The organism is Serratia sp. Je.1.23.a (assembly GCF_051129805.1).
Classification (GTDB): domain Bacteria; phylum Pseudomonadota; class Gammaproteobacteria; order Enterobacterales; family Enterobacteriaceae; genus Serratia; species Serratia liquefaciens.
Map to the genome: position 1 here is coordinate 125440 of NZ_JBCPSR010000008.1, position 23609 is coordinate 149048.

A 23609-nucleotide genomic window follows, 5' to 3' on the forward strand; every position below is an offset into this window, starting at 1 on the left:
TTTATATGGCGGCAGGCTATCGTTCTGCCGACTACCTTAACTCACAACTTTGACAACATTTCGCGCGTAACCAGCACAATGCCACCTTCCGAGCGATAAAAGCGTTTGCTGTCCTCGTCGGCATTTTCGCCAATCACCATGCCCTCGGGAATATGGCAGGCACGGTCGATAATGCAGCGCCGCAGACGGCAGGAACGGCCGACGTTAACGTCCGGCAGCAATACGGTAGAGTCGATGGTGCAGAACGAGTTCACCCGCACCCGCGGGAATAGCACCGAATGCACCACCACCGAACCGGAGACGATGCAACCGCCGGACACCAGCGAGTTCATGGTCATACCGTGGCTACCGGAACGATCCTGTACGAATTTGGCTGGCGGCAGCGGTTCCATATGAGTGCGGATCGGCCAGGCACGGTCATACATATCCAGCTCTGGTGTCACCGAAGCCAGATCGAGGTTGGCGCGCCAGTAGGCCTCGAGCGTACCCACATCACGCCAGTACGGCGGCAGATCGGGGTTGGAGGTCACGCAGGACAGCGTGAACGGGTGCGCCCAAGCCGCTTTCTGGGCGGTGATTTTCGGGATCAGATCCTTGCCGAAATCGTGGGTGGAGCCCGGCGTCGACATGTCCTCTTCCAGCAGTTGGAACAGGTAGTCAGCGTTAAAGATGTAGATCCCCATGCTGGCCAGCGACATATCCGGGTTGCCCGGCATCGGCGGCGGATTGCTGGGTTTTTCCAGGAATTCGAGGATCAGATCGTTTTCGTCCACTTCCATCACGCCGAACTCGCTGGCTTCCTCACGGGGGACCGGCAAGCAGGCAACGGTGCATTGCGCGCCCTTCTCCACGTGGTCGATCAGCATGCGCGAGTAATCCATCTTGTAGATGTGATCGCCCGCCAGGATCACCACATATTCAGCGTCGTAACGGCGAATGATATCCAGGTTCTGGTACACCGCATCCGCCGTGCCCTTGTACCAGTGCTCGGTACTGAGGCGTTGCTGGGCCGGCAACAGATCGACAAACTCGTTCATCTCTTCGTTGAGGAACGACCAACCGCGCTGGATATGCTGCACCAGGGTATGGGACTGGTATTGGGTGATCACGCCGATGCGGCGAATGCCCGAATTCAGACAGTTCGACAGGGCAAAATCGATAATGCGGAATTTACCGCCAAAGTGGACGGCCGGCTTGGCCCGGGTTGAGGTTAAATCTTTCAAACGCGAACCGCGGCCACCGGCCAGGATCAGGGCGACGGACTTAATCGGCAGTTGGCGTGCCAACATCAGGGGGTCTTTATTTTCAAACCTAACCATAGCTGACTCCTTTTATTTTTTCTTTACCAGCACGCAAATCGAGTGCGCAGCCTGGTGCCAGGCGGGTAAAACCGCCCGCGAATCTTCCTGAGTAAAGGGAGCGACAAGCTGCCAATCGCCGACGGGCAACGTCATCTCCACCGCCTGCTGCGTGGCGTTCACGACCACCAGCCAGCGTTGCGACAGACAGATCTGCAAACGCAGTTCACCCTGCTCCCACTCTTGCGCGTCGAGGGGTTGCCCCTGCGCGTTCAGCCACTGCACGCTGCCGTCACCCTCCTGCCACCAGCGGTCTTGCTGCAAGGCAGGGATTTGTTGGCGTAAACGGATCAGTGCTGCGGTGTAATCGGTGAGAGCGTCATCTGCCGTGGCCCAGTCGAGCCAGGTGATAGCGTTGTCCTGACAATAGGCATTGTTGTTGCCCTGCTGGCTGTGTCCATGCTCGTCGCCGGCCAGCAGCATCGGCGTCCCCTGGGACAGCAACAACGTGGCGAGCAGCGCTCGTCGGCTGGCCCTGCGGCGTTGCAAAATGGCATCGTCGGCAATCGGGCCTTCAACACCGTGGTTATTGCTAAAGTTACGATCACTGCCGTCACGGTTACCTTCACCGTTCAGTTGGTTGTGCTTGCGGTTAAAACTGACCAAGTCCTGCAGGGTGAACCCGTCATGAGCGGTCAGCATGTTGATGCTGGCGTACGGCGCACGCCCGCGTTGGTTAAACAGATCACTGGAAGCGGCGAAACGTTGGGCGAACTGCCCCAACGATATGCCGTCCTGCAGCCAGAAACGACGGATATCGTCCCGGTAATGGTCGTTCCACTCGGCGAAGCGCCCCGGGAATTGGCCCACCTGGTAACCGCCAGGCCCGATATCCCACGGCTCGGCGATCAGCTTGCAGCGAGAAAGCAGGTCGTCCGCCAGTATCGCCTGGAACAACGGCGCATCGCGGTCGAACGCAGGCGTACGGCCAAGTACGCTGCCCAGATCGAAGCGGAAGCCATCAACGTGGCATTCGCCCACCCAAAAACGCAGACAGTCCATCACCCAGGCCACGCCCTGTGGCTGATCCAATCGCAGCGTGTTACCGCAGCCGGTATCGTTCACGTAGTCGCCGTCGGGGGTGAGCCAGTAATAGCCCGGGTTATCGATACCGCGCAGCGACAACGTCGGCCCATCGGTATCCAGCTCGGCGCTGTGGTTGAACACCACGTCGAGGATCACCTCAATACCGGCCTTATGCAGCGCTTTCACCGCATCGCGAAACTCGCGCAGCGGCGTCGTATCAGTGCGCAGGCTGGAATAACGGTTATCCGGTGCAAAGGGCGCAAGTACGTTGTAGCCCCAGTAATTAATCAGTCCGAGCCGCTGCAGACGCGGTTCAGAACTGTGCTGCTGCACCGGCAACAACTCCAGCGCAGTGATGCCGAGCCGCTTGAAATAGGCAATCATCACCGGGTGACCGAGCGCGGCGAAGCTACCGCGCAACACCGGTGGGATTTCCGGATGCTGCAAGGTCAGACCGCGCACATGCGCTTCGTAGATCACCGTTTTGCCCCAGGGCGTGGCCGGCGGGCGGTCATCCTGCCAATCGTAAGCTTCGTCAATCACCACGCACTTGGGCATCAGTTCGGCGCTGTCATGCTGATCCGACCGGTCATAGCCGCCATGCAGGTAAGGATCATCTGCAACCGGTCCCTCTACCGCGCGCGCGGCGGGATCCAACAGCAGTTTGTTGGGGTTAAAACGCAACCCCTGCGCAGGATCAAACGGACCATATACGCGGAAACCGTAACGCTGCCCCGGTTTACCGCCCGGCAGGTAGCCGTGCCAGATATCACCGCTGCGCGCCGTCAGTGGCAGCCGAACCTCCTGCTGCTGCTCGTCAAACAGGCACAGCTCCACCCTCGTGGCTCGGGCGGAATACAGGCTAAAGTTGATGCCGTTACCGTCATAGCGCGCCCCGAGAGGCGCGGCGATACCGGGCGTCAGCTCAGTCATTGCGCCTCCCGCAGCAGGTAGATGGTCGCCAATGGCGGTACGGTCACGCTGATCGAATACTCGCGGCCGTGGTTGCCTATCGGTTCAGACACCACGCGGCCCTGATTGCCGGTATTGCTGCCGTGATAATGATGCGAGTCGGTATTGAGGATTTCCCGGTATTCGCCGGCACGCGAAATGCCGATGCGATAATGATGGCGCGGTACCGGAGTGAAGTTGCTGACGGCAATCAGCTCATTACCCTGCGAATCGTAACGGGCAAAGGCGAACACCGAGTTGTCGTGGTCGTCCACCACCAGCCACTCAAAGCCGTCAGGGCGATAGTCGCGCTCATACAACGGCGCCTGCTGTTGATAGCAATGGTTGAGATCGCGCACCAGCCGTTGCACGCCGTGGTGCCAGCCGTCCAACCCTTCCAGCAGGTGCCAGTCGAGGCTGCTGTCGAAGTTCCATTCGCGCCCCTGGGCAAATTCGCAGCCCATAAACAGCAGCTTCTTGCCCGGATGCGCCCACATAAAGCCGTAGTAGGCGCGCAGGTTGGCAAACTTCTGCCAGGCATCGCCGGGCATGCGGTCGAGCACCGATTTCTTGCCATGCACCACTTCGTCATGGGAAATCGGCAGCACAAAGTTCTCGGTGTAGGCGTACAACATGCCGAAAGTCATCTGATTGTGATGATATTTACGGTGCACCGGGTCGCATTTCATGTAGTTAAGCGTGTCGTGCATCCACCCCAGGTTCCATTTGTAATGGAACCCCAGGCCATTGGATTCCGGCGGCAGCGTCACCCCTGGGTAATCGGTGGATTCTTCCGCCAGCGTCACCGCGCCGGGGCGCTCCTTGCCGACGGTGTGGTTGGTATAACGCAGGAAGGCGATGGCCTCCAGGTTCTCGTTACCGCCGTAGTAATTCGGCACCCATTCGCCGTCAGCGCGGCTGTAATCACGGTAGATCATCGAGGCTACCGCATCGACGCGCAGCGCATCTATGCCATAACGCTCCAGCCAGTAAAGGGCATTACCTGCCAGATAATTACGCACCTCGTTGCGGCCATAGTTATAGATCAGGGTATTCCAGTCCTGATGAAAGCCTTCGCGCGGATCGGCGTATTCATACAGCGCGGTGCCGTCGAAGTTCGCCAGGCCATAGGCGTCGCTGGGAAAATGCCCCGGCACCCAGTCGAGGATCACGTTAATGCCGGCCCGATGCGCCGCAGCCACAAACGCCTTAAAGTCAGCCGGAGTGCCGAAACGTCGGGTCGGCGCGTACAGACCTAAAGGCTGATAACCCCAACTGCCGTCAAACGGGTGCTCGTTAATCGGCAGCAGCTCGATATGGGTGAATCCCATGTCCTTGACGTAATCAATCAGCTGCACGGCCAGTTCACCGTAGCTGAGCCAGAAATTATCGTCGGTGTGGCGGCGCCACGAGCCAAGATGCACTTCGTAGATAGAAATCGGGCGGTCAAAATCATTGGCCCGTTGACGTTGCGGGGTGTTTTCTACCACTTCAGGCAACGGAGTGACCAACGACGCGGTGTCCGGTCGCATCTGCGCTTCAAATGCGTAAGGATCGGCCTTGAGCTGGGTGTTGCCGTAGCAGTCGATGATTTCATATTTGTACAACTGCCCGGCCTTCACGCCCGGCAGAAACAGCTCCCAAATGCCATTTTCACGACGCAGGCGCATCGGATGGCGGCGTCCGTCCCAAAAGTTGAATTCCCCCACCACCGAGACTCGCTGGGCGTTGGGTGCCCAGACGGCAAAACTGACGCCTTCGACGTCATCGAGCGCGGCGAGATGAGCACCCAAACGTTCATAAGGACGCAAATGGGTCCCTTCAGCCAACAGCCAACTGTCTATATCCTGCAGCAGGGTGCCGAAGCGGTAGGGATCGTCGACGATCTGTTGGTGATCGTGCCAGCGCACATCAAACTGATAGCGGAACGGCGTTTTACGCCGCGGCACCGTGGCGCTGAAAAAACCCCGCTCATCATCACAGTTCAGCTGCACCAATCGGCGGCCGGTTTGCTGATCCCGCAGCCAGACTTCGCTGGCGTCAGGCAACAGCGCACGCACCTGCAGGCCGTTATCGACCGCATGCATGCCAAGCAGGGAAAAAGGATCGGCAGAGTTGCCGGAGAAAAGCTGATCAATCACGTCACGATCGGGAAGTACAGGCATAGTCTTCTTCCTAAGATTAAGAGCATGATTTATAAGAGGCCACGCAGCCCATCGCCTTTCAGGTTACAGCGGCGTTGGCTGTACCTTGAGATCCACAGGGCGTAACGCTTAATCCATAGCCGTTTTGGTTATCATGCAATTCATTCGGTTTCTAAAGCGTGATTACAGTCGGTTATTGATCAATTTTCACCCTACCGACCCGAATACCGCTCTTTATGCTTATTTTTGGTGCTGGCGAAAATTTATCCGCCAGCCCTTTAAGCATAGCTAATGTCAGTTAAAAACATTGCCGCATTACCAGGAAAAAGCTTCATTAAGAAAACTGCCAGCCTGACAGCGTCTTTGCGCTGCTGCCCGCATGGTGGAGTGCCGATGGCTTGTGTGCTTTCTCCCCTTTGCAGCGACTTAGTCCATAGCGCGCCGAAACGGAGAAAAAGGAAGAAAATAAGGCTTTTGAGGGCTGAAAGAGCTCAGCCCTCGGGAAGTACAGTTCAGGTTACAGCAGGATACGCAGCATGCGGCGCAGCGGTTCAGCCGCCCCCCACAGCAACTGGTCACCCACGGTGAACGCAGACAGGTATTCCGGCCCCATATTCAGCTTACGCAGACGGCCGACTGGCGTATTCAGCGTCCCGGTAACCGCAGCCGGCGTCAGTTCACGCATGGTCAGTTCACGGTCGTTCGGGATCACCCGCACCCAATCATTGTGGGTCGCCAGCATCTGCTCGATTTCCGGCAGCGAAACGTCTTTTTTCAGTTTCAGGGTGAATGCCTGGCTATGGCAACGCAACGCGCCAACGCGCACGCACAGGCCATCAACCGGGATCACGCTGCTGCTGTTGAGGATTTTGTTGGTTTCCGCCTGGCCTTTCCACTCTTCGCGGCTCTGGCCGTTATCGAGCTGCTTGTCGATCCATGGGATCAGGCTGCCGGCCAGCGGTACGCCAAAGTTATCGGTTGGCAGTTTGCCGCTGCGGGTGGCCGCAGTGACTTTACGTTCGATGTCCAAAATGGCCGATGCCGGATCCTGCAGCTCTTTCGCCACGTCTGCATGCAGCATGCCCATTTGAGTCAGCAGCTCACGCATGTGGCGCGCGCCGCCGCCGGAAGCGGCCTGATAGGTCGCAACGGATGCCCACTCGACGAGGTTGTTGGCGAACAGGCCGCCCAGCGACATCAGCATCAGGCTGACGGTGCAGTTGCCGCCGACAAAGGTCTTGATGCCTTTGTCCAGGCCCTGCTGAATCACGTCGCGGTTGACCGGGTCCAGAATGATAATCGCGTCATCCTGCATGCGCAGTGAAGAAGCGGCATCAATCCAGTAGCCTTGCCAACCGGTTTCACGCAGCTTCGGGTAAATTTCGTTGGTATAATCGCCGCCCTGGCAGGTAATAATGATGTCGAGCGCGCTCAGCGCATCAACATCGTAAGCATCTTGCAGCGTGCCCTGCTGGCCGCCGAATGCCGGCGCCGCAGAACCGTGCTGCGAAGTGGAGAAAAAGACCGGGCGAATGGCGTCGAAATCGCGCTCTTCCGTCATGCGTTGCATGAGTACGGAGCCGACCATTCCGCGCCAACCGATGAAACCAACGTTTTTCATATGACTGTCCTGCCTTGGAGGATGACTGCTATAAGTTGTGTGCACTATCTCTCCACCTTACAAAATGTCAGCGCAGGCGCAAAGTGAATTTATTCGATAGCTGAACGATTCTCAGCAATCCTTCTTATATACCCCGTTGTCTTTCAAGCCATCGGGGATGGGTTAGTGCGTGGGTCGGGATGGCCGACACGTTTTTCAGATGCAGAGGTAATGATGACAGAGATGATTTCCGTCACGGTGTTGCTGTTTTTAATCATGGATCCGCTAGGCAACTTGCCGATTTTCATGTCGGTACTCAAACATCTGGAACCGCGCCGACGCCGGGTGGTGGTGATCCGCGAATTGCTGATCGCCCTGTTGTTAATGCTGATATTCCTGTTCGCCGGCGAGAAAATTCTGGCGTTCCTCAACCTGCGAACCGAAACCGTGTCCATTTCCGGCGGGATTATTTTGTTTCTAATCGCCATCAAAATGATTTTCCCTACGCAGGAGGGCAACAGCAGCGGGCTTTCCGCCGGGGAAGAACCCTTCCTGGTCCCGCTCGCCATCCCACTGGTCGCCGGGCCTTCGATTCTGGCGGCGCTGATGCTGCTCTCGCACCAGTATCCGAACCAGATTTCACATCTGGTTGTGGCGCTGCTGATTGCCTGGGGGATTTCTGCCGCTATTTTGCTGATGTCGGACTTATTCCTGCGCCTGCTGGGCAGTAAAGGCGTGAGCGCGCTGGAAAGGCTGATGGGGCTGATTCTGGTGATGCTGTCGACCCAGATGTTCCTGGACGGCGTGCGGGCTTACATGAAGCTGTAGTGAATAAACGGGCGCCTGTGCGGCGCCGGCTTAGGGTGGCAGCCCGGATTACTGGGCTGCAACATGCCGAATATAGGCAAGAGTATCGGCGACTACGCCATCAAGCGGCTGATCGATATCAATCGCCTGCACATCCGGCTCCTGCGCACCCGGCTCTTCCAGGGTGGCAAATTGAGAAACCAGCATCTGCGGCTTGAAGAAATGCCCTTTGCGCTGCTTCAGGCGCTCTTCAATCACCGCCTTGTCACCCTTCAGATAGATGAAATGCAGGTTGCGGTTGCCTTCACGCAGGCGGTCGCGATAGCTTTTTTTCAGCGCTGAGCACACCAGCAGAGAGACGTCATTGGTGCGTTCCATGGCAAAGATAGCGTCATTCAATGCGGCCAACCACGGGGCGCGATCGTTATCGTCCAGCGCATGCCCGGCGGCCATTTTGTTGATGTTGGCGCGCGGGTGCAGGTAGTCTCCGTCCAGCATCGCGGCATGAGCTTCATGGGCAACGGCGCTGGCGACGGCAGACTTTCCGCTGCCTGAAACGCCCATCAAAATAAATACGTGGTGCTGTGGATTACTCATAATGTCATGCCCTTACGGAGTCAGATGTACGTTCTGGCAACGGGATACGCCGCCTGCGCCATCAAATGCGCCCCAAACTCAAAAGAATGTCCGACACCCCCACGGGGTGCCGGATAACCTCGCTATTCCCTTTGCATTTCAAGTGGCAGTCAACGCTGCGCCAACCTGAAAAACGACAGGAATATTAGACCACCGTCGCCAGCAGCAAACACCCTACCAGGCCGCAGACGGAAATGATGGTTTCCAGCACCGACCAGGACTTGATGGTTTCCATGATGCTCAGGTTGAAATACTCCTTGAACAGCCAGAACCCCGGATCGTTGACGTGAGAGAAAATCACGCTGCCTGAACCGACCGCGATCACCATCAGCTCCGGGCTGACGCCGGTAGTGGCGATCAACGGGGCCACGATGCCGCCGGCGGTGATCGCCGCCACGGTAGCGGAACCCAGCGCCAGACGCAGCGCAGCCGCAATCGACCAGGCCATCAGAATAGGTGAGACGTTGCTGCCTTCCATCAGGGCGGCAATGTATTTCTCCACGCCGCTGTCGACCAGTACCTGCTTGAACGCACCGCCACCGCCGATGATCAACAGCATCATGGCGATAATTTTGATGGAGTCGGTGATGGTACCCATCACTTCATCCATAGTACGGCCGCGGTTCAAGCCAAAGGTGAAGATAGCGATCAGTACCGCAATCAACGTCGCCATCACCGGATCGCCGAAGAACTCGGCAAAGCGCAGCAGGCTATGGCCCTTCGGCAGCACCATTTCCGCTACCGCACGCAACGCCATCAGGATCACCGGCACCAACGAGGTGGCAACACTGATGCCAAAGCTTGGCATTTCTTCTTCAGTGAAGATTTTTGGGTTATACAGGCCTTCAGGAACCGGCTTGTCGATGCCTTTCAGGAAACGGGCATAGACAGGACCGGCCAGGATCACCGTCGGAATGGCCAGCAGCGTGCCGTACAGCAGAGTTTTACCCATATCGGCATGGAAGATGGTGGCGATCGCCGTTGGGCCAGGGTGCGGCGGCAGGAAACCGTGGGTCACCGACAGCGCAGCCGCCATCGGCACGCCGACATACAGCAGCGGCACGCGTGCAGACGCGGCGATACTGAAGACCAGCGGCAGCAGCAGCACGAAGCCAACTTCATAGAACAGCGCAAAACCGACGGTAAAACCGGTCAGTACCACCGCCCATTGAATGTATTTTTGACCGAACTTCTCGATAAGCGTAGTGGCGATGCGCTGGGCGCCGCCGCAGTCCGCCAGCAGCTTGCCGAGCATGGCGCCGAAGCCCATGATCAGCGCCAGACTGCCCAAGGTGCCGCCCACGCCGGCCTTGATGGAGCCGATCACTTTATCGACTGGCATACCCTGAGCGATACCCACCGCCAGAGCAACCAGAACCAGAGAGATAAAGCCGTTCAGCTTAAAGCGGATCATCAGCAGCAACAGCAGCGCGACGCCGCCTGCAACAATCACTAATGGCATAATTTTTCTCCAACCTTTTTATCGCAGACTCTCTTTACGATAGGCCGTAAAGCGCGCGTTTGTTGTATTTTTAGGCTCTTCCCGGTGTTAGAAGACGAGCTGTAGGTGGTGCTGAGTCAAGGGTTCTATTTCTCCCTGTAGCGACCCTATCGCGCCGCCACAAGGTCATTGACCTCGTTGTTACCGGTATCATGATACCGGTAACAACGGCAGTGTCGGAACCGGGTAACGGGCTAAAATTCGCGTTCTGGGATAGAGATCAAACTTATGGGGGTAACGCGCGGTGGGCTTACAGATGACTAGCAAAACGCGCCGGGCGGCGCGATTTTCAAATTAAAATTGATGAAACAAAGAGTTAAAAGCGATCAGATGCTGCCGCCGGGGATCACGGTAAAACCGACGTCCACCATGCGCGGGCTGACCGTTTCGCCCCGCAAACGCGCCAACAGCCGTTCAGCCCCGATCTGCCCCATACGTTCACGCGGCGTCAGGACGCTCGCCAGTTTTGGCACCATCACCTGACCGATATCGTGGCCGTGGAAACCGGCAATCGCCATATCTTTAGGGATCGACAGCCCTTGGCGCTGGCACTCAAAGGTCGCACCAATCGCCAGGTCATCGTTGGTGCAGAAAATACTGTCGATCTGCGGATAATCGCGCTGCGCCTGACGCAGCAGTTCGCCACCGGCGGAATAGGACGACGAACGCGCAGTCATGACGCTGTACGGCTCGAGACCGGATTCGCGCATCGCCTGTTCATAGCCCTGTTGTTTGATAATGGTACGTTCATCCTGACGCGCCCCGAAATACACCACGTGGCGATGACCGTGCGCGATGATTTGCTGGGTCATCTGGCGTGCCGCCTCAAAGTTGTTGAACCCCACGGCCAGGTCAATGCACGGTGAAACGCAGTCCATCAGTTCGACAACCGGGATCCCTGCCACCTCAATCATCTTCATGGTGCGCGGCGTATGGTGCCGTTCAGACAGGATCAGCCCATCAATGTTGTAAGACAGCAGCGAGGTCAGGCGCTGTTCTTCACGCTCCGGCAAATAGCCGTAGTGCGCCAGCATGGTCTGATAATTGTGCGCATCGGTGACGCTCTCGATGCCGCGCAGCACTTCGGCGAACACCTGGTTGGTCAACGACGGCAGCAATACGCCAATGGCGCGACTGGTGGAGTTGGAAAGGATATCCGGCGCACGGTTGGGAATGTAGCCCAGCTCATCCAGCGCGACGGCAATTTTTTGCTGCAAGATGGCAGAAACCTGCTCGGGATTACGCAGATAACGGCTCACCGTCATCTTGGTAACGCCAACCTTGTCTGCGACATCTTGAAGTACCGGCCGTTTTTTCTTCATTATCAATGAACTGGCTAACCGTGAATGGGCGCTCATTTTAGCAAAAAAAAACCGCTGCCGATATTGTTGGTTATCGGACGTCACAACGCAAAAAGGGCTCACTGTGTGAGCCCTCAGTATTTACCGCTTTATCAGACCGGCGGCAGATCGAACAGCAGGATTTCACTGTCTTCATCGGCATGAATCGACAGCGCAGTTTCATCCCACACCGCGAACGCATCGCTGGTGCCGGCCTGCTGGCCATTGACCACTACCTTGCCACGCACCACCTGGATCCACACGCGACGACCGGCTTCAATCGGGCATTCTGCCTGTTCGTCTTGCTTCAATGCCCAGCGGGACAGCGTCATGTCCTGGAACACTTTCAGTGAACCGTCGCGCGCATCCGGCGACAACACCAGTTGGCGGCCCTGTGGCGCATCAAACATGCGTTGCTCATAGCGCGGCTCCAGCCCGACCCGATCGGGAATGATCCAAATCTGGTACAGGTGCAACGGACGATCGTTATTGCCGTTGTACTCGGAGTGACGCACCCCGGTGCCGGCACTCATGATCTGAAACTCACCGGCCTGGATCTGCTCTTTATTGCCCATGCTGTCCTGATGCTCTACCGTGCCGCTCAGCACGTAGGTCAGGATTTCCATGTCTTTATGCGGGTGGGTGCCAAAACCCTGCCCTGCGTCGATCACGTCTTCGTTGATCACCCGCAGCGCCGAGAAGCCCATAAAATCGGCATCGTAATAGTTGGCAAAGGAGAAGGTGTGCCAGCTATCCAGCCAACCATGATTGGCATGACCGCGATCTTCTGCCTTACGTAGATAAATCATATTCAACTCTCCTCAATGTTTTTTACAGTCTAGTCCTGGCAGCAGAATATGAAAGCGTAAAAAACTCATCCCTCTGTTCAAAAATTTAGATGGAGTTGCGAAGCCATTGGCAGGGAATTTGTTGAAGGCGGGTGAGCTGAAAACAGGCAAAAAAAAAGCCAGCACCCGAGCTGGCTAAGTAATACTTGGAAGCAATGTGAGCAATGTCGTGCCTTCGCAGCGAGGGTATCAAAGGTTGATACTCTCCCCGGAACGCATCGCAATAATAATCATTATCATTCGCACCTGTAAAGCGTTTTTTTAACCAATCCGGAATAATATTGACTCGACACAATAAACCGATAAATTCAGAGGTTATTCAACCGGTAAGCCAAAGGAGCAGCGTAATGAGTGAAATCGTAGTTCGTCACGTGGAAACGGCAGATGCACAGGCCCTGCATCAACTCTATTCTCAGCCGAAGGCTTACCGTGACACGCTACATCTTCCGCTACCGTCGGTCGAACTATGGCACAAGCGCCTCGCCAACCTCGAACCGGGCACGCATAGCCTGGTGGCCTGCATCGACGGACAGATTGTCGGTCAGTTGAGCGTGATGCTGAATCAGCGTGTGCGCCGCCGCCACGTGGCGACCTTTGGCATCGGCGTCGATGATCACCACCACGGCAAAGGTGTCGGCAGCAGCCTGATGAAAGCGATGATTGACCTGTGCGACAATTGGGCAGACATCGAACGCATCGAGCTGACGGTATTTACCGATAATCAGGCGGCCATCGCGCTATACCGCAAGTTCGGTTTTGAAATCGAAGGGACCAGCCGCGCTTACGCCATGCGCGACGGCGTACTGGTAGATTCTTACCATATGGCTCGCTTTCGCAGTGAACAGCAGAAAAAATCAGCCTCATGAGTGAGATAAAAAGTGAACCAGGGGCGGCAAACCGCCCCTTCACCGTCAGCCGTCGCACCTTCGTGCAAACGCTGGCCTGCGTAACGGGTGCTATCGGCATCCTCTCTCCCACCACCTTCCTGGGGGCCGCAATGCCAAGTTCTCCCGCCGTTCGAACCGGCGCCCGTAACCTGATTACCGACGTGCCCGGCCTGAAGGTCGGGGTCGCTCAGGACAGCCGGGTGCGTACCGGCACCACGGTGATCCTGCCGGATAGCCCGGCGATCGCCGCCGTCGATGTGCGCGGTGGCGGCCCGGCAACCCGCGAAACCGATGCGCTGGGGGAAGACAATCTGGTACAAACCCTTGATGCACTGGTGCTGAGCGGCGGTTCGGTGTATGGGCTGGCGGCGGCAGATGGCGTCGCAGCCTGGCTGGGGCAACAGGGGCGTGGTTACGCCCTGCGTCCGGCACCAGGCGTACCGGTCTCTCCCATCGTACCCACCGCCTGCCTGTATGATCTAAGCAACGCCGGCGATAAAAACTGGCAGCTCGCCCCGCCCTATCGCCAATTGGGGATAGAGGCCGCCGGCAAGGCCGGCCACGACTTTCCGCTCGGCACCGTTGGCGCTGGCTATGGTGCCATGACCGGCATGGGCAAGCTGAAAGGCGGGCTGGGTTCGGCGTCGATCGTGGCGACCAATGGCGCTACCGTCGGCGCACTGGTGGCAGTCAATAGCCTAGGGTCGGTCGTCGCCCCCGGGACCCGTGCCTTCTGGGCGACGCCTTATGAAATCGACGGCGAGTTTGGCAACGGCGGTGCCGCAGCGCTGGCGCAGTTGCATGGCCAGGGTGAAGACTGGATGCCAGAAGAACCGACGGGCGGCAGGAAGAACACCACCCTGGCTTGCATCGCCACCGATCTGGCGTTAACCCGGGTGGAGCTGAAACGCGTGGCGATGATGGCGCAGGACGGCATGGCACGCGCTATCCGCCCGCTACACAGCCCGTTCGACGGCGATGTGGTGTTTGCCTTATCCACCGGGCAGCGTGAGGTGCAAGGCAGCCGAGAGCTGGCGGTGCTGCAGATAGGTGCACTGGCTGCGGACACCCTGGCACGGGCCATCGCCCGTGGTGTCTATGCGGCGACCCCATGGCCCGGCGGACAGGTAACCACCTGGAAAACCCTCGCCTGACGTTGCCAATAAAAAAGGGCGCATCGATGACTCGAGCGCCCCTTGCCGATCGCCTGCGAATTAAATGCCGGCGGTCTCTTTAATATAACGGCGCGCCTTCACCGCATACTCAAACGGGTTGGCCAGCGCCGGATCCTGCTCGGCCTCCACCACCATCCACCCTTTGTAACCGCGCTCATCCAGCAGTTTAAACACCGGACGGAAGTCGATCACCCCATCACCCGGCACGGTAAAGGTGCCTTTCTTCACGCCGTCGAGGAAGCTGAGTTTGTTAGCCTTTACCTCGGCCACCACGTCGTCACGTACGTCTTTCAGATGCACATGGTTAATACGCGGCAGGTATTTTTCCAGTATCGCCATCATCGCCTGCTGGCTGCCTTCTGAATAGTAAGCATGGCCAGTATCAAACAGCAGGTAGACGTCGTCGTTCACCATGCTCATGTAGCGGTCGATCTCGGCGGTAGTCTGGATGCCGGTACCCATATGGTGGTGCAGACAGACCTGCATGCCCTTGCCGGCAGCTATCTTGGCCAGCTCATTGTAGCCATCGGCCACTCGCTGCCACTCTTCATCGTTGAAATACGGCTTTTCTTCGAACACCCCTTTGGTGGTGCCCTGAATGCTTTTGCTCTGCTCGGAGCAGCCAATCACCTTGGCGCCCATCGCATGCAGGAAATTCATATGGTTAATAAATTCATCAATGGTTTTTTCTTTCTGACCATCGGCGAAGAAGGTGCTGAACCAGGCGTTGCAGATTTGAATGCCGCGGATATCCAGCATCGGCTTGAGCACCGCCGGATCGCGCGGATACTTGCTGCCCACTTCGCTGCCGGTAAACCCGGCCAGCGCCATTTCGCTGACGCACTGCTGGAAAGTGTTCTCTTTGCCCAGGTCGGGCATGTCGTCGTTGGTCCAGCCAATCGGGGCGATGGCCAGTTTTACGTTGTCTTTATTCATTTTCAGCCTCAATCATAGGAGCAGCACGCCGGTGATTTCACACCCACGCAGCCGAGAAATTTATTTACCCAACAGCTCTTTTTCGATGCGCTCTCGGGTCGCTACCGCCTGAATTTTCATTCGTTCCGGATAGCCAAACAGCGAGGTGCAGATAATGGATTCGCCGCCCACCTTAAAATTACGATTGGCAAACTCCATATCGCGCAACGTCTGGAACAGGGCATCGAAATCCACTTCCCCTTCGCCGATACCCATATGCTGGTGCACGGCGGCGTCTACACCCGGCGGGTTGACGATATAGCGGCAGTGCTTGGTATGGTTCATGGTGTCGGCTATCAACACGTGCGAGAGATCGTCACCGGCATATTTCAGCATGCCGGCCACGTCACCCTGGCCTTTGTCGTAGTAGAAGGTGTGCGGCACGCTGTAGAGATACTTCACGTGATCGCTGCGTAACGACTTGACGATATCGGCGGTTTCGTTGCTCAGCTCGCAGAAATCCCACGGGTGCGATTGGATTTCCATGCGGATGCCTTCGCGCTCGATAATCGGCAGCAGCTCCTCCATTGAGCGGTACCACAGTTCTTCACAGATCTCCGGCTCATTGGGGTTACCCGCTAGCTCGGTATTGATCACCTGCACACCCATTTCCACTGCGATTTCAATCATCCGGCGCCAGTTTTTGACCGCCGCCTGGCGGCGATCTTCGCCCGGACCGGACCAGCGATACACCACGATAAACGAGGAAATCTCCACGCCGGTGGCCTTCAGCGCATTTTTGTATTCCGCCATCACTTCGCGCCCGGCTTTCGGATGCTTGTAGAACGGATTGATCTGCGGGTGTGGCGACTGCTCAATATACTGATAGCCCCAGTCCGCCACCTGCTCAACCATTTTGGTGATGCCAAGGTCCCTGATGACATCCACATCAAAAGCGATCTTCATGGTCATTCCTCTTTAAACGTAAGTGCGGCGCTCAACCCATCAGTTGCCGTAAAAAGCCGGGCGCGGCGGCAAGGTCACCGGCACAATTTCACCGCTGAGTTGCGCGGCCACGCAGGCGTCGGCAGTGACAGAAGCGGCATAACCATCCCAGGCGGAAGGCCCGGTCAGCTTGCCGGCCAAGACGTCATTGATAAAGCCTTGCAGCTCGACGTCATAAGCATCGATAAAGCGGTCTTTCCAGTCGGTCAGAATTTCGGTAGACAGTCGGGCGCCGCTGCGCATCTGCACCGAAGACGGCTCTGGCAGCTTGGCAATGCCGGTTTCACCCACCACCTCACACTGGATGTCATAGCCGTATTGGCAGTTAACGAAAATTTCGACGTCGATGCGCGTGCCTTTGGCGGTTTCGAACAGCACAATTTGCGGATCTTTCAGGTGCGGGAACGCCTTGGGGCTTTTACGCGGGAACACGACCTGCACCGAGACATAGTCGTCATCCAGCAGCCAGCGCAGCACGTCAATCTCGTGGATCAGGGTGTCGGTGATCGCCATATCCGTGGTGTAAGCTTCGCCGACGGTCGGGTTGCGGTGTGCGCAGTGCAGCATCAGCGGTTCGCCAATTTGCCCGCTGGTCAGCACCTGTTTTAATGCACGGTAACCCTGATCGTAAGGGCGCATAAAGCCGACCTGCACCAGACGTTTACCGTGTTTCGCTTCGGCCTCGACGATGTTTTTGCAGCCCTGAGCGGTAACCGCCAGCGGCTTTTCACAGAATACCGGCTTACCGGCGGCAATCGCGGCCAACACGAACTCTTCGTGACTCGGGCCCCAGGAAGTGACCAGCACCGCCTGCACGTCCGCCGCATTGACCAGATCGTGGCCGTTGTCATACACCTTGGCGTCCAGCTTCAGGTCGCTCACCACCTTGGCGGCGCTGTCGCGATTGATGTCGTTGACCGCCACGATACGGCTGCCCTGCAACACTTTGCTGCAGCGGCGAATGTGATCCCGACCGATTGCGCCGGTGCCAATAACCCCAATGTTCAATGTCATTTTCGTTATCCTCTTCAAATAGTTGCGGCAGACGCAAGGTCTGGGTAATCAAACGGGATCCTGATCAGTAGTCGCGGGCCTTATCGATGTTTTCCTGCAGCTTGCGGGCCACGGCGACGATTTTTTCGCTATCGGCAACCTGGGCACCGCCCACGCGCCACCAGCTGAGATATTTGTGCACCATGGTTTTTGGCAGCACCTTGATGTCCAGCAGGGTCGACACGGTTTGCCGACGGGCATCGGCCAGCGCTTCGATCAGCTGCTGCTCGGTGGTCACGCTGTAGGTCTTGCAACCGTAGGCCGCAGCCAGCATGGCAAAGTTGACCGGCACCAAATTGCCGTCGAGCTTACCGCCCTGCGGGTTGCGGAAGCGGAACTCGGTGGTGTAGCTGTCCATGCCGTGTTCCATCTGCAGGTTGTTGATGCAGCCGTTGGTCATGTTGTCGAGCAGCACCACGTTGATTTTGCAGCCTTCCTGAATCGACGTGACCAGTTCGGAATGCAGCATCATAAAGGCGCCGTCGCCGACCATCGCATACACCTCGCGGTTCGGCTCAGCCAGCTTGACCCCCAGCGCGGCATTGACCTCGTAGCCCATACAGGAGTAGCCGTATTCCACGTGATAACCCTGTTCGCCGTGGTTGTGCCACACCCGTTGCAAATCACCCGGTAGGCTGCCCGCGGCGGCGACGATCACGCTGTCCTGCGGCAGATGCTGGTTCAGCACCCCCAGCACCCGGCTTTGGGTTAACAAGGAGTCGGTCTTTTCGATAAATTCGGCAAACACGCGGTCACGATCGAGGTGATCGTCAATTTCAGGAACAAAACCTTCTCCGGTGTATTCCACCGCATAAACCCGGGCGGTTTCCTGCTGTTGTGCGCTGCGTGCGTCGGCAATGGCATTACCCCAGCCGGCGCGATAATCTGCCTGTGCCAGCCGTTCGCTCAGTGCGGACAGCGCTTCGCGGGCATCGGCCAACACCTGCACGCCGTCGAGCTTGCCGGCGTCAAAAGCGCTGACGTTGATATTGAGGAAATCGACGTCCGGATCCTGGAACAGCCATTTTGACGAAGTGGTGAAGTCGGTATAACGGGTGCCCACGCCAATCACCAGATCGGCCTGACGGGCCAGCGTATTCGCCGCCAGACAGCCGGTTTCACCGATGCCCCCCAGGTTGAATTCATGGCTGCTAGGCACCGTGCCTTTGCCCGCCTGAGTTTCGGCAAACGGGATGTGGAAACGCTCGGCGAAGTCACGCAGTGCCTGGCCGGCCTGCGAGTATTTCACCCCGCCACCGCACACCAGCAGCGGGCGACGTTTAGCGGTCAGCAGCGCCAACGCATCCTCCAGCATGCCGGCGGTCGCCGGGCGGCGATCGAGCCGATGCACACGCTTTTGGAAGAAATAGTCCGGGTAGTCATAGGCTTCGCCCTGCACGTCCTGCGGCAGGCACAGCGTCACCGCGCCGGTTTCCGCCGGATCGGTCAGCACGCGCATCGCATTGATGCAGGCGCTCATCAGCTGTTCAGGACGCACTATGCGGTCCCAGTATTTGCTCACCGCACGGAAGGCGTCATTGGTGCTGATGCTGAGATCGTAGGACTGTTCAATCTGCTGCAGCACCGGGTCCGGCTGGCGCGAGGCGTAAACATCGCCCGGCAGCAGCAATAAAGGAATGCGGTTGGCGGTGGCGGTCGCGGCGGCGGTGATCATATTGGCGGCGCCGGGCCCGACGGAAGAGGTGCAGGCATAGATCTGCTGACGCAGCTTCTGCTTGGCGAAGCCGGTCGCTGCGTGGGCCATACCCTGCTCGTTACGCCCCTGATGCACCACCAGCTCACCGCTGTCCTGCTCCAGCGCCTGCCCCAGACCGAGGACGTTGCCGTGGCCGAAAATCGCAAAGATGCCTTTGACGAATTTGGTTTCCACGCCGTCGACCAACAGGTACTGGTTGTCGAGGAACCTGACGAGTGCCTGTGCCATGGTTAACCGGATCTTGCCCATTTACTCACCCTTTTAGATTAGTCTCGCCCGCGCCGGCACCAGCTGCATGCCGAACCAGATAAGCTGTGTGATACTCGCCGTCAGCAAGCGCTGTACCCTGCTTAAGCCGACAACCTGAAACGTGTTGGGATTATAAACAAATATATTTTTCATAAAATCACATTACAGAAGAAACATTTCATTTTGCGATAAAGATCCCATAATGATGAAAACCCCGTTTCATCCATGCCTTTAGAATTCACTGACTTAGCCACCCTTTCATCCGTTGAGGCGTCCGCTCAACACCGCCTGAACTCACAGCAACCCTTGGCACCATCAGCCTGTGACACCAAGGATACCCTTGCCGCCCCTCGGCGTTTCACCTCAGGGCGGGCGGGGTTTTCGATGCCCTTTACCGTTGTAGCAACGGGGTTTTAAATGCATCACATTTTTGGGGTGTAAATTTCATTCAATCTTGAAATTGAAATTTTTATTCCTCATACTCCAAAAATGCTTCGCAGTCGGGGTTTCGCTTAATACAGAAGGAAACGGGTATGGCTACACAAGAAAAACAGCTTGATGTCATTTGTCTCGGGCGTATCGCCGTCGATTTCTATGCACAGCAAATCGGCGCACGCCTGGAAGATGCCAGCACATTCTCAAAATATCTCGGCGGCTCTTCCGGCAATGTGGCTTACGGCACGGCCATTCAGGGTCTGAAGTCCGGCATGCTGGCCCGCGTCGGCGACGAACATATGGGCCGTTTCCTGCGCGAAGAACTGCAGCGCGTCGGGGCCGACACCCAAAGCCTGATTACCGACCCCCAGCGCCTGACCGGCCTGGTGATCCTCGGCATAAAAGATCAGGAAACCTTCCCGCTGATTTTCTATCGCGAAAACTGCGCCGATATGGCGTTGACGCCGGACGATATCGACGAGGCCTACATTGCATCGTCACGGGCATTGGCCATTACCGGCACCCACCTGTCGCATCCGAACACCCGCGCGGCAGTGTTGAAGGCGCTGGAATACGCCCGACGCCACGGTCTGCGCACCGCGTTGGATATCGATTATCGGCCGGTGCTGTGGGGCCTGACATCGCTGGGCGACGGTGAAACCCGTTTCGTCGAGTCAGAAAAAGTGACCCGCGAACTGCAAGAAGTGCTGCATCACTTTGATCTGATCGTCGGCACCGAAGAAGAGTTTCATATTGCCGGCGGCAGCACCGATACCCTGACCGCGTTGAAAAACGTGCGCAAGGCGACCCAGGCCACGCTGGTTTGCAAACGCGGCGCCCAGGGCTGTTCGGTATTTGAAGCGGAGATCCCGACAAGCTGGCAACAGGTCAAACTGCACTCCGGCGTAAGGGTTGAGGTACTGAACGTACTGGGTGCGGGCGATGCCTTTATGTCCGGCCTGCTGCGCGGTTACCTGAACGATGAAGGTTGGGATCAGGCCTGCCGCTATGCCAATGCCTGCGGCGCACTGGTGGTTTCGCGTCACGGCTGTGCGCCGGCGATGCCAACCAAGCAAGAACTGGATGACTACCTGCAGCGCGAACAGGAAGTGAAACGTCCGGATCGCGATGCGCGGCTTAACCATCTGCACCGGGTCACTACCCGCAAACAGCAGTGGCCGGAGCTGTGCGTGTTCGCTTTCGACCACCGCAAACAGCTGGCGGACATGGCGCGAGAAGCCAATGTCAGCGAGGAACGCATTCCCAAACTGAAAACCCTGCTGCTGACCGCGGCGCAACAGGCCGCCGAGGTTGCCGGGTTGCAGGGCAACAGCGGCATTCTGGCCGATACCACCTATGGGCAGGCGGCGCTGAACAGCATCACCGGCCAGGGCTGGTGGATTGGCCGACCGATCGAGCTGCCCAGTTCACGCCCGCTACGACTGGAGCACGGCAATATTGGCTCGCAGCTGATCGACTGGCCGCAGGAGCACGTGGTGAAGTGCCTGGTGTTTTACCATCCGCATGACGCCGCCGAGCTGCGTCGCGAGCAGGATGAACTGATTGGCGACGTGTATCGCGGTTGCTGCAAGTCCGGCCACGAACTGTTGCTGGAGGTGATCCTGCCGGAAAGCAACGCCGACAAGGCCGAAAGCTACTATCTGGAGATGTTGCAATATTTTTACACGCTGGGCATCAAGCCCGACTGGTGGAAATTGCCGCCGCTGAGCGCAGAAAATTGGCAGCGGGTGGGGGCTTTGATAGAGGCGAACGATCCATTCTGCCGTGGCGTATTGATACTGGGGCTGGACTCACCGGAAGAAACGCTGAAGGCCGGTTTCGCCGCGGCGGCAGACGCCCGTTGGGTAAAAGGTTTTGCCGTCGGCCGCACCATCTTCGGCCAGCCTTCACGCCGCTGGTTGCAGGGCGAACTGGATGACGCCGGCTTAATCGAGCAGGTGAAACAAAAATACCTGACGCTGATTGGCTTCTGGCGCCAATACCGCCCAACCTCTCACTCGTCTTAATCGACAAACCCTCCCCTTAAACGATTTTCGCCGCTTTAAGGGGATTTTTTTGCCGGTTTTCTGTGAAGTAACGCAACTTGCAATCGAATAAATCGCTTTTTGGTGAAATGAAACTTCCGCTCCATCTGTTAGAATGAGCTGTCAATAATTCAGGCGTCAGGCCAATACGCCTTAGCCCACACTGCGAGCCGAATGGATGAACAACCCAACTCAACTTTCGCTGTTACAGGACGAGATCCGCCACCGTTATGAAACGCTGAGCAAGCGTTTGAAACAGGTGGCGCGTTACATTTTGGATAACAGTAACAGCATTGCTTTCGATACCGTCGCCTCCATCGCCGCACAGGCCAGCGTCCCGCCGTCGACCCTGATCCGCTTTGCCAACGCGTTTGGCTTCAGCGGTTTCAACGAAATGAAACAGGTTTTTCGCCAGCACCTGATGGAAGAAACGGTCAACTACACCGAACGCGCTCGCCTGTTTCGCCAGACCTCTACCGACGATAACGTTGCGCCGGAAAAGCCGGCGGAAATTCTTAACGTTTTCACCATGGTCAATGCTCAGGCCCTGCAACAGCTGGCGATGCAAACCAGCCCCGAGCAGTTGGATCGCGCGGTTGAGTTGCTGAACAACGCCGAAAATATCTACGTGATCGGTCTGCGTCGCTCATTCAGCGTCGCCTCGTACCTCACCTATGCCTTGCGTCACCTGGAGCGCAGGGCCTTTCTGATCGACGGTTTGGGCGGCATGTTTACCGAGCAACTCAGCATGGTGAAACCCAATGACGTTGTGATCGCCATCAGCTATTCGCCGTATGCGCAGGAAGCGTTGGAACTGGTGGAGTTGGGCGCCAAGCGTGGCGCACAGCAGATTGCCATTACCGACAGCCAGGTCAGCCCGCTGGCCGCCTTCAGCGACGTGTGCTTTGTGGTGCGCGAGGCGCAGGTGGACGGTTTCCGCTCCCAGGTCGCCTCTATGTGTCTGGCGCAAACCCTGGCGGTCTCGCTGGCGCTGAATAACGCCAAAGAAGAGTAATACGTGCAGGATCAACAAGGCCCGGCTAGCCGGGCCTGATGCGAATTATTTCGCCGCTGGGTATCCGTCGCTATTAATCCAGGCGTGGTCTTTTTCCCAGGTGAATTTCCACAGGCGCACCGGCCCGGCCATCACGTTGAGATAGTAGTTGTCGTAACCGGCCAGCGTTGCCACCGGGTGGTAGCCGCGCGGCACCTTGACCACGTCGCGGTTATAGACCGCCATGCACTCGTCCAGCGACCTTTCGTCGGTATAGACCCGTTGCATGCAAAAGCCCTGTTCCGGCTGGATCCGGTGATAGTAAGTCTCTTCCAGATAGGTTTCATCCGGCGAATCTTCCTGATCGTGTTTGTGGCTAGGGTAAGAGCTGGTATTGCCCTCATCCGTGTACACTTCCACCACCAACAGGCTGTCGGCCGGCGCGCTGTCCGGCAAGATATTGTGTACCAGACGCTGGTTGCGCCCTTTTCCGCGCCGCTCTACGCCCACGTCTGCCGGAGTGATCAGCCGCGATGGCAGGTGCCCGTGGCCCGGCGCGCTGCAAACCGCCAACTCCAACGCACTTTCCGCGCGCACTTCAATTCGATCGTGATGCGGCACATACACCGCATAAGGCGGGGTGCGCTCAAACGGGCTCATCCGTTTACCGATGCTCGGGTATTCCGCTCGCAGGGTAGCGACAGAAGCGATACCGGCGACCAGCACCAGGCACAGTTCTTTGTCGCCGCTTTCCAACTGCAGCGACTGACCGGCTTCGAGACGATAGACGTCAAACCCGACAAAGCGCCAGTCGGCATTCTCCGGGGTGACGTGCTGGATGCGCCCCTCGGCATTTGGCTGCTGACATTTGGCGAGCAATGAAGACATGGTAATTCTCCCAATTAAGTATGAATAGACCCCAA

The 23609-nt window shown here is 57.5% G+C and carries 18 protein-coding genes; 5 read left to right on the top strand and 13 right to left on the bottom strand.

Annotation, left to right across the window (positions count from 1 at the left end; translation table 11 throughout):
- Positions 1-41 precede the first annotated feature (41 nt).
- The 4 genes from glgC to asd all read right to left on the bottom strand — a co-directional run bounded on the left by glgC (position 42) and on the right by asd (position 7100).
- Complete coding sequence (gene glgC, locus AAZT04_RS22725; protein ID WP_020837383.1) at positions 42-1319, bottom strand: glucose-1-phosphate adenylyltransferase; 1278 nt, start codon at positions 1317-1319, stop codon at positions 42-44.
- Positions 1320-1331: 12 nt separating this feature from the next.
- Complete coding sequence (gene glgX / locus AAZT04_RS22730) at positions 1332-3317, bottom strand: glycogen debranching protein GlgX (protein WP_434681880.1); 1986 nt, start codon at positions 3315-3317, stop codon at positions 1332-1334.
- The gene (gene glgB / locus AAZT04_RS22735) at positions 3314-5500 is read right to left on the bottom strand and encodes a 1,4-alpha-glucan branching protein GlgB (RefSeq protein WP_337048014.1); all 2187 of its coding nucleotides are present in this window, start codon (positions 5498-5500) and stop codon (positions 3314-3316) included. Before glgB ends, glgX begins: the two co-directional genes overlap by 4 nt.
- 496 nt (positions 5501-5996) lie before the next feature.
- Positions 5997-7100, bottom strand: coding sequence for an aspartate-semialdehyde dehydrogenase (gene asd, locus AAZT04_RS22740; RefSeq protein WP_020837386.1), 1104 nt, complete (start codon positions 7098-7100; stop codon positions 5997-5999).
- Positions 7101-7313: 213 nt separating this feature from the next.
- Here asd and AAZT04_RS22745 point away from each other — a divergent pair, with 213 nt between their 5' ends.
- Positions 7314-7907 (top strand): YhgN family NAAT transporter, encoded by a 594-nt coding sequence (locus AAZT04_RS22745; RefSeq protein ID WP_041415736.1) that lies wholly within the window; start codon positions 7314-7316, stop codon positions 7905-7907.
- A 48-nt stretch (positions 7908-7955) separates the two neighbouring features.
- Here the strand turns inward: AAZT04_RS22745 and gntK are convergent, their stop codons facing one another.
- The 4 genes from gntK to AAZT04_RS22765 all read right to left on the bottom strand — a co-directional run bounded on the left by gntK (position 7956) and on the right by AAZT04_RS22765 (position 12172).
- On the bottom strand, positions 7956-8483 hold the full coding sequence (gntK, locus tag AAZT04_RS22750) for a gluconokinase (protein WP_020837388.1): 528 nt from the start codon (positions 8481-8483) through the stop codon (positions 7956-7958).
- A gap of 184 nt (positions 8484-8667) precedes the next feature.
- On the bottom strand, positions 8668-9984 hold the full coding sequence (gene gntT, locus AAZT04_RS22755) for a gluconate transporter (protein WP_046372451.1): 1317 nt from the start codon (positions 9982-9984) through the stop codon (positions 8668-8670).
- 365 nt (positions 9985-10349) lie between these two features.
- Positions 10350-11345 (bottom strand): gluconate operon transcriptional repressor GntR, encoded by a 996-nt coding sequence (gene gntR, locus AAZT04_RS22760; protein WP_020837390.1) that lies wholly within the window; start codon positions 11343-11345, stop codon positions 10350-10352.
- A gap of 131 nt (positions 11346-11476) precedes the next feature.
- Positions 11477-12172 carry a pirin family protein gene (locus AAZT04_RS22765; RefSeq protein WP_020837391.1) on the bottom strand — a complete coding sequence of 232 codons (696 nt, stop codon included), beginning with the start codon at positions 12170-12172 and terminating at the stop codon, positions 11477-11479.
- Between the two features lie 386 nt (positions 12173-12558).
- On the opposite strand from AAZT04_RS22765, the gene AAZT04_RS22770 reads away from it, so the two are divergent.
- A complete protein-coding gene (locus AAZT04_RS22770; RefSeq protein WP_046372450.1) occupies positions 12559-13077 on the top strand; it encodes a GNAT family N-acetyltransferase in 519 nt (172 codons plus the stop codon).
- Entirely contained in the window at positions 13074-14252 is a 1179-nt protein-coding gene (locus AAZT04_RS22775; protein WP_048760475.1) for a P1 family peptidase, read from the top strand. Before AAZT04_RS22770 ends, AAZT04_RS22775 begins: the two co-directional genes overlap by 4 nt.
- A gap of 60 nt (positions 14253-14312) precedes the next feature.
- Here the strand turns inward: AAZT04_RS22775 and iolE are convergent, their stop codons facing one another.
- The 4 genes from iolE to iolD form a co-directional block, all read right to left on the bottom strand.
- The gene (gene iolE, locus AAZT04_RS22780) at positions 14313-15209 is read right to left on the bottom strand and encodes a myo-inosose-2 dehydratase (protein ID WP_048760472.1); all 897 of its coding nucleotides are present in this window, start codon (positions 15207-15209) and stop codon (positions 14313-14315) included.
- A gap of 60 nt (positions 15210-15269) precedes the next feature.
- The gene (locus tag AAZT04_RS22785; protein ID WP_261104481.1) at positions 15270-16154 is read right to left on the bottom strand and encodes a sugar phosphate isomerase/epimerase family protein; all 885 of its coding nucleotides are present in this window, start codon (positions 16152-16154) and stop codon (positions 15270-15272) included.
- Between the two features lie 39 nt (positions 16155-16193).
- Entirely contained in the window at positions 16194-17207 is a 1014-nt protein-coding gene (locus AAZT04_RS22790; protein WP_046372447.1) for a Gfo/Idh/MocA family protein, read from the bottom strand.
- A gap of 64 nt (positions 17208-17271) precedes the next feature.
- A complete protein-coding gene (gene iolD / locus AAZT04_RS22795; protein ID WP_122080409.1) occupies positions 17272-19212 on the bottom strand; it encodes a 3D-(3,5/4)-trihydroxycyclohexane-1,2-dione acylhydrolase (decyclizing) in 1941 nt (646 codons plus the stop codon).
- A 533-nt stretch (positions 19213-19745) separates the two neighbouring features.
- Here iolD and AAZT04_RS22800 point away from each other — a divergent pair.
- Both AAZT04_RS22800 and AAZT04_RS22805 read left to right on the top strand, forming a co-directional pair.
- A complete protein-coding gene (locus AAZT04_RS22800; RefSeq protein ID WP_020837399.1) occupies positions 19746-21674 on the top strand; it encodes a bifunctional 5-dehydro-2-deoxygluconokinase/5-dehydro-2-deoxyphosphogluconate aldolase in 1929 nt (642 codons plus the stop codon).
- Positions 21675-21870: 196 nt separating this feature from the next.
- The gene (locus AAZT04_RS22805) at positions 21871-22707 is read left to right on the top strand and encodes a MurR/RpiR family transcriptional regulator (RefSeq protein WP_020837400.1); all 837 of its coding nucleotides are present in this window, start codon (positions 21871-21873) and stop codon (positions 22705-22707) included.
- Positions 22708-22752: 45 nt separating this feature from the next.
- On the opposite strand, the gene iolB is transcribed toward AAZT04_RS22805, so the two are convergent.
- Positions 22753-23574 carry a 5-deoxy-glucuronate isomerase gene (gene iolB / locus AAZT04_RS22810; RefSeq protein ID WP_434681887.1) on the bottom strand — a complete coding sequence of 274 codons (822 nt, stop codon included), beginning with the start codon at positions 23572-23574 and terminating at the stop codon, positions 22753-22755.
- Positions 23575-23609: the final 35 nt, after the last annotated feature.

Bases quoted from the DNA above. Each gene is read 5' to 3' on its own strand.
- glgC (WP_020837383.1), bottom strand. From the start codon at position 1,319: ATGGTTAGGTTTGAAAATAAAGACCCCCTGATGTTGGCACGCCAACTG.
- glgX (WP_434681880.1), bottom strand. From the start codon at position 3,317: ATGACTGAGCTGACGCCCGGTATCGCCGCGCCTCTCGGGGCGCGCTAT.
- glgB (WP_337048014.1), bottom strand. From the start codon at position 5,500: ATGCCTGTACTTCCCGATCGTGACGTGATTGATCAGCTTTTCTCCGGC.
- asd (WP_020837386.1), bottom strand. From the start codon at position 7,100: ATGAAAAACGTTGGTTTCATCGGTTGGCGCGGAATGGTCGGCTCCGTA.
- AAZT04_RS22745 (WP_041415736.1), top strand. From the start codon at position 7,314: ATGACAGAGATGATTTCCGTCACGGTGTTGCTGTTTTTAATCATGGAT.
- gntK (WP_020837388.1), bottom strand. From the start codon at position 8,483: ATGAGTAATCCACAGCACCACGTATTTATTTTGATGGGCGTTTCAGGC.
- gntT (WP_046372451.1), bottom strand. From the start codon at position 9,984: ATGCCATTAGTGATTGTTGCAGGCGGCGTCGCGCTGCTGTTGCTGCTG.
- gntR (WP_020837390.1), bottom strand. From the start codon at position 11,345: ATGAAGAAAAAACGGCCGGTACTTCAAGATGTCGCAGACAAGGTTGGC.
- AAZT04_RS22765 (WP_020837391.1), bottom strand. From the start codon at position 12,172: ATGATTTATCTACGTAAGGCAGAAGATCGCGGTCATGCCAATCATGGT.
- AAZT04_RS22770 (WP_046372450.1), top strand. From the start codon at position 12,559: ATGAGTGAAATCGTAGTTCGTCACGTGGAAACGGCAGATGCACAGGCC.
- AAZT04_RS22775 (WP_048760475.1), top strand. From the start codon at position 13,074: ATGAGTGAGATAAAAAGTGAACCAGGGGCGGCAAACCGCCCCTTCACC.
- iolE (WP_048760472.1), bottom strand. From the start codon at position 15,209: ATGAATAAAGACAACGTAAAACTGGCCATCGCCCCGATTGGCTGGACC.
- AAZT04_RS22785 (WP_261104481.1), bottom strand. From the start codon at position 16,154: ATGAAGATCGCTTTTGATGTGGATGTCATCAGGGACCTTGGCATCACC.
- AAZT04_RS22790 (WP_046372447.1), bottom strand. From the start codon at position 17,207: ATGACATTGAACATTGGGGTTATTGGCACCGGCGCAATCGGTCGGGAT.
- iolD (WP_122080409.1), bottom strand. From the start codon at position 19,212: ATGGGCAAGATCCGGTTAACCATGGCACAGGCACTCGTCAGGTTCCTC.
- AAZT04_RS22800 (WP_020837399.1), top strand. From the start codon at position 19,746: ATGGCTACACAAGAAAAACAGCTTGATGTCATTTGTCTCGGGCGTATC.
- AAZT04_RS22805 (WP_020837400.1), top strand. From the start codon at position 21,871: ATGAACAACCCAACTCAACTTTCGCTGTTACAGGACGAGATCCGCCAC.
- iolB (WP_434681887.1), bottom strand. From the start codon at position 23,574: ATGTCTTCATTGCTCGCCAAATGTCAGCAGCCAAATGCCGAGGGGCGC.